This is a genomic window from Desulfovibrio sp. 1188_IL3213 (assembly GCF_036763145.1).
Classification (GTDB): Bacteria; Desulfobacterota; Desulfovibrionia; order Desulfovibrionales; family Desulfovibrionaceae; genus Desulfovibrio.
The window spans coordinates 1-5,843 of sequence record NZ_JBAIYR010000118.1 but is presented as its reverse complement, the minus strand read 5'-3'; the positions used below and the strand labels follow the sequence as shown (position 1 = coordinate 5,843).

Below are 5,843 nucleotides of genomic sequence, written 5' to 3'. Positions count from 1 at the left end.
CGGCAGACGCCCTGCTTCGCTCACACCGGCGCGAACGGGATTGCCCGTCCGAACGCACTTGGCAGGATCAAAGCCCCGGGTGTCCGGCAAAGAAAGGCAGATGCGCTGTGCAAGACGCGCCAGCACACGATTGCTCGCTCCTGCAATGGCGTTTTGTTCATGCAGCACGATGGGTACGCCCAGCATGCGTCCGGCCAGCATGGGCGCAAACGCCGCGTAGCTTCCGAAGCCCGCCACCACATGCGGCCTGAAACGCCGGACAATGCCCATAGCCTTGCCCACGGCCCAGGTCATGCGAAAACCGGCTTCCACCGCTTTCAGGCCACGGCCCAGAAACCCGCGCACAGGCAAGCCTTCAAAGGGGATATTCGCCACACGGGCCAAACGTGCTTCTGGCCCGTAGAGCGAACCTACGAAAAGCAGCCTGGCCTGGGGATGCCTTCGCCGTACTTCTTCGGCAACGGCCAGAGCGGGAAAAATATGGCCGCCTGTGCCGCCTGTGGTCAGGAGGATGTTGATGTCCATGTGTCCGCCGTTCGTGAAAAGTTCATAAGCAGCCCCACGCAAAGCATGGTCGCAAGCAGGTTACTGCCGCCGTAGCTCATGAGGGGCATGGGTACGCCCTTGGGCGGCGCCACCCCCATAACCACCGCGAGATTCATGACCGCGCCCATGGCAAGGATGGTGGTAAGGCCAAAAGCGGTGAAACGGTCACGCAGATTGCGCTGTCCCTGAATGATCCTGTAGCAGCGCCAGAACAGCAGACCAAAGAGCACCATGACCACGCTCATGCCCACAAAGCCCATTTCTTCGGCCAGCACGGCCATGATAAAGTCGTTGTGCGCTTCGGGCAGATAGAACATTTTTTGTTTGCTGGCCCCGACACCCACGCCGAAAAAACTGCCCGAGCCGATAGCCAGCAGAGACTGCACAAGCTGATAGCCGGTGTTGTGGGCGTCTTGAAAGGGGTCAAGAAAGGCCAGCAGGCGGCGCAGACGGTACGGCGAAGAAATTGCCAGCGCCATGGCGCCCGCGCAGGCCAGCGCCAGAGAGAAAAAAAGGTATATAAAACGGGTTCCGCCAGCAACGCACATAAAAAACAAAATGCTGGCAAGCACGACGGCGCTGCCGAAGTCGGGCTGAAGCAACAGCAGAAAACAGAACAGACCCGTTACCGCAAACGGCGGAATAACGCCGCGGCTGAAAGTCTTGATGAGGTCTTGCTTGGAACTCATGAAATACGCCAGATACAGGGCAAGAGCTATCTTGACGAACTCCATCGGCTGAATATTCACCGGCCCCAGCGGTATCCACCGTTTGGCGCCGTTAATGGCCGGGGCCAGTGGCGAAAGAGTCACCAGCAGAAGCAGAAGGGCCAGAAAAAGGGCCGGATACTGCAGGCGATACAACCACTGGCGGGGCATGAGGGCCGCGCCCCACAGGGCCACGCCACCCACAAGGGCAAACAGCACCTGCCGCTTGAAAAAATAATACTTATCGCCGTTGACCTGCTCCGCCACAATGCCGCTGGCCGAGAGCACCATGACAAGCCCGATGGCCAGAATAATAAGCATTATGGTAAACAGCCACCAGTCAAAAGGCGCAAAGGGACCTTTTTCCGTGGCCCGGCTCATGGCGCTGTGCGCCTTGTTGGCTTTGGCTTTTGCTGCAAAGACATTTTTCATGCCAGCTTACCCACGATGCGCTTGAAATCATTCCCACGCTCTTCATAGTTGGCGTAAAGATCAAAACTTGAAGTGGCCGGGGCCATCAGCACCACATCCCCCTTGCGCGCCGAGGCAACAAGATGCTTTACGGCAGGCTCAAGGGTTTCGTGCCAGGTCATGGGTACAATCCCCTGCCAGGCCCGCTCGAAATGCTCCCTGCCGGCTCCAAAAAGAGCTGCTTCGGTCACGCGCTCCCTGACCAGATCCGCCAGCTCCGCCAGATCACCGCCCTTGAATTTTCCGCCACACAAAAGACGTACGGGGCGGTCAAAAGCTTCAAGGGCCACTTTAAGGGAAGAAACGGTAGTACATTTGGAATCATTGACAAAAAGAACTTTTCCAAGCTCACGTACCCGTTCAAGCCGGTGCGGCAGGGGTGCAAAGCGCGCCACGGCCCTGGCGGCATTTTCCTCGCTGACGCCAAAAAGGCGGCAAGCCTGCCAGGCGGCCTCTTCATTCACGCGGTTATGCACGCCCATGAGGGAGCTTTCAGGAAACCTGTCCGTGGCGCTCACATAAACCTGTCGGGCCTTCAGGCCGTACCGGGCCGCAAGGCTGCGCAAACCCTCACCGAGCACGGCAAGGTCACCTTCGTCCTGACAACGGAACAGACGAAATTTTGCTTCCGTGTATTCGGCCATGTCCTTGTGGTAGTCCAGATGATTGGGCGTAATATTCAGCAAGATGCCCGCTCTCGGACAAAACGTGGAGCAGGTCTGCAACTGGAAGCTGGAAATTTCCAGCACCAGCACATCGGCCTTATGCCCCGAAAGCACGTATTCCGACAGCGGAGTGCCGATATTGCCGCCCAAAAACACGGCATAACCCTGTTCATGCAGCATGGCGGCCGCCAGTGATGCGGTTGTGGTCTTGCCGCTGGTTCCGGTAACGGCCAGCACGGGTTCGTTATCCAGATATCGCCATGCCAGCTCCATTTCAGCCAGAATTTCCGTGCGCTCTTCGTCCACAAGGCCTGCAAGGCGCGCCACAGGCATGCCGGGGCTTGGCACAACAAAGGCGGCATTTTCAAACTGATCGGGATTGTGAGGGCCAAGATCAATGACAACGCCAAGCTGTCGCAGTTCGCCCGCCAGCCCTTCCCTGCCGGAAAAAGCGCCGGGATTGCTGTCCAGCAGACGCACCCGCGCTCCTTCGCGACACAAAAGGCGCGCAGCAGCCAGGCCGGAGCGTCCCGCCCCCACCACCACTGCCGTTTCACCAATGCTGATGCGTCTGCCGCGCGTTTTTTCCAATGCCATACTATATCTCCTCAACGCAGCTTCAGGACTGAAAGCGCCATGAGGCCAAGCAGAATTGATGTGATCCAGAAGCGAATGATAATTTTGGACTCAGGTACGCCTTTAAGTTCAAAATGGTGGTGCAGGGGGGCCATGCGAAAAAAACGCTTGCCCCCGGTCCAGCGAAAATACCCTACCTGCACGATGACTGAAAGCGTTTCAGCCACAAAAAGTCCGCCCACCACGGCAAGTACCAATTCCTGCTTGCACAGCAGTGCAAGATAACCGAGCACGCCGCCTATGGACAGGGACCCCACATCACCCATAAAAACCTGAGCCGGATAGGCGTTGAACCATAAAAAACCCAAGCCCGCGCCCACAAGAGCAGCGCAAAAAATGGTCACCTCACCCACGCCGGGCATGTAGGGAACCAGCAGATAGCCGGCAAAACGCGCGTTGCCCGTAATGTAGATAAAGATGGAAAAGACTATGCAGGCCACAATGGAAGGCCCTATGGCAAGGCCATCAAGGCCATCCGTAAGATTGACGGCATTGGACGCCGCCACCATGACAAAAACGCCGAAAGGCAGGTAAAACCAGCCCAGATCAAAGGTCACTTCCTTGAAAAAGGGAATGGTAAGCTTGCTGCTGTAGTCAGGGTTGACGAAAAGCAGCAGCATTGCCACGCAGGCCACGGCAAGCTGACCGCCCATCTTGGCCTTGCCGGAAATACCCCGGTTTTTGTGATGGCGCAGCTTGGTTATGTCGTCCCAGAAACCCACTGCTCCAAATCCGGCAAAAACAAAAAATGCCTGCCAGATGTAAATATTGGTCAGATCCGCCCACAAGAGCAGACTCACCGAAAGACTGAACAGCATCAGCAGGCCGCCCATGGTGGGAGTTCCGGCCTTGCAGGCGTGGGCCGCCACGTCCTCGTGAATATACTGGCCGCATTTTAACCGGCGCAGCCATGCAATAAAGCGCGGCCCGAGAATTATGGAAATGAGCAGAGCCGTCATGAGCGCCGCCATGGAACGGAAGGTGATGTAGCGGAAGACGTTAAAGAATGTCCATTCCGATGCGAGAGGAGAAAGGAAATTGTAAAACATGCACGGAGTCCGTTCGTTTGGCCACTCTGCGACCGTTACTGTCAGCGGGCCAGGCAAGGCCCTTGGTAGACCGCCCGCAGTGTTACGGGGGTGGTGAGGCGCATACGCCGCCGGAATAAAAAAGTTCACGTTTCAGACCGAGCCACCTGGGCAGGAAACAACTCCGCGCCGACAAAACCAGGAGTCGTTCAGGGGCTTGCCATGCGCGCTTTTCACAGAAAATCTTTGCAGCGCGCCGGACGGGCCGGAACAGTTTCGGACGGCAAGATGCCCGCATCACACCGGTGGGCGATAAATCCCCGGAGCGCTTTGCCGTTAAACCTACATTCGATTAATGTTCGCTGCCTCATCACAGCGCCTGGCTGCGTCGATATGCTGCGTCCTTCACCGCGCATCTAGAGCGGATTAACTTTGAGAGTACCCATTCTCAAAGTTTACTTCGGCGCTTAACATCGCAAATAAATTGCGTTTACGCCTTCACTGCGGGCGTCTGCTCACGCAGTCGCCAGAGCGGCTTCAAAATGAAAATGCCCTGTCACGCTGCCGCGCAGCTTCAGGACAAATTGCCCTGTCCGCTCAGGGCGGCCATGAGCGTTTCCAACCTGTTGCTGCGCGAACCTTTAAACAAAACCACGCCGCCGCTTTTGGCGGCCTTGTCCTCAAGGCCGTAGTCCTGCAGCGTCCGCCATGTTTTCATAAATTCCCCGGCATCGGCAACAACCTGCCAGGGACCGGCGTAACCCGCCAGGGTAAGCCCTTTGCGCACATCTTCCGCATAAAGTCCCTTCCAGATAATTGCCGAGGGATTCAGACCGGCCAGACGGCGGCCCAAAGCCTCATGCTCCATGGCGGCCTGGCTGCCAAGCTCAAGCATGGCGCCCAAAACCGCCACAAAAGGCCGACCGGCCGCCCTTTCGGACGCCGCATCAAGCATGCGGCCCATAGACAGGGGGTTGGCGTTATACGTGTCGTCAATCAGCAACCAGGAGCCTGCCCGTGCCTGACTGAAGCGTTGCGCTGGCATGCGGGCATGCGCCAGCCCTTGCCGTATGGCCTGAACGTCCAGTCCAAGCATGTGGGCCGTTGCAACCACAGCAGCCACGTTTTCCGCCCCGTACTCGCCCCTGAAAGGGGCTGTGACATCAAATTCCTTGCCGTTCAGCCACAAGCGGTACAGGCCGCAGGAGTCAACCATTGCGGCATCCGCACCGTGAGGAGCCGGAGCCGCCCCCGCATAAATGGCGCGAAACTCCACATCACGGCCGCAACCGCTGAAAAAACGGATGTCCGCCCCTGTGGCACGGGCTTCACGCGCAAGATCGGGGTAGTCCGCGCAGACAAGACCCTTGCCGTTCCTGGCAAGATGCTTGAGCAGACGCGCCTTGTGCCAGGCCACGCCCTTTTCGCCAAGCCCCTCGGTATGCCCCGTGCCGGCGTTGAGGACAACCGCAATATCCGGCCGCAGCACGGAACCAAGGTCATCCATGTCGCCTTCCTGACTGATCCCGGCTTCCATAACCCAGAAAGCTTCGTCGCCGTCCGTACCGAGCACCGCGCGGGGCATGCCTATCTGGTTGTTATAGTTCATGGCATTGCGGGCTGTCTTCCCGCCGCAGGACAGTACCTGGGCCAGCACTTCCTTGAGGGTGGTCTTGCCAGCCGTGCCGGTAACAGCCACCACGCGCGCCCTTGTCCTGTCGCGCCACAGCGCGGCCAGTCGCCCCAGGCCCTTGACAGCATCGGGAACCACGAGAACCGGCACATTGATG

5 protein-coding genes are annotated in these 5,843 nt (G+C 58.2%); all 5 read right to left on the bottom strand.

Annotation, left to right across the window (positions count from 1 at the left end; genetic code table 11):
* A partial coding sequence (locus V6C16_RS06690; protein WP_333542927.1) for a UDP-N-acetylglucosamine--N-acetylmuramyl-(pentapeptide) pyrophosphoryl-undecaprenol N-acetylglucosamine transferase occupies positions 1–525 on the bottom strand: 525 nt, incomplete at its 3' end.
* Positions 504–1,685, bottom strand: coding sequence for a putative lipid II flippase FtsW (ftsW, locus tag V6C16_RS06685; protein ID WP_333536414.1), 1,182 nt, complete (start codon positions 1,683–1,685; stop codon positions 504–506). The genes ftsW and V6C16_RS06690, both read right to left, overlap by 22 nt.
* Positions 1,682–2,986 (bottom strand): UDP-N-acetylmuramoyl-L-alanine--D-glutamate ligase, encoded by a 1,305-nt coding sequence (gene murD, locus V6C16_RS06680; protein WP_333536412.1) that lies wholly within the window; start codon positions 2,984–2,986, stop codon positions 1,682–1,684. The genes ftsW and murD overlap by 4 nt, the downstream gene beginning before the upstream one ends.
* An 11-nt stretch (positions 2,987–2,997) precedes the next feature.
* On the bottom strand, positions 2,998–4,074 hold the full coding sequence (mraY, locus tag V6C16_RS06675; protein WP_333536410.1) for a phospho-N-acetylmuramoyl-pentapeptide-transferase: 1,077 nt from the start codon (positions 4,072–4,074) through the stop codon (positions 2,998–3,000).
* A gap of 553 nt (positions 4,075–4,627) precedes the next feature.
* Positions 4,628–5,843: UDP-N-acetylmuramoyl-tripeptide--D-alanyl-D-alanine ligase (locus V6C16_RS06670; protein ID WP_333542926.1), on the bottom strand; the 1,216-nt coding region annotated here is incomplete at its 5' end.

Bases quoted from the DNA above. Each gene is read 5' to 3' on its own strand.
- ftsW (WP_333536414.1), bottom strand. From the start codon at position 1,685: ATGAAAAATGTCTTTGCAGCAAAAGCCAAAGCCAACAAGGCGCACAGC.
- murD (WP_333536412.1), bottom strand. From the start codon at position 2,986: ATGGCATTGGAAAAAACGCGCGGCAGACGCATCAGCATTGGTGAAACG.
- mraY (WP_333536410.1), bottom strand. From the start codon at position 4,074: ATGTTTTACAATTTCCTTTCTCCTCTCGCATCGGAATGGACATTCTTT.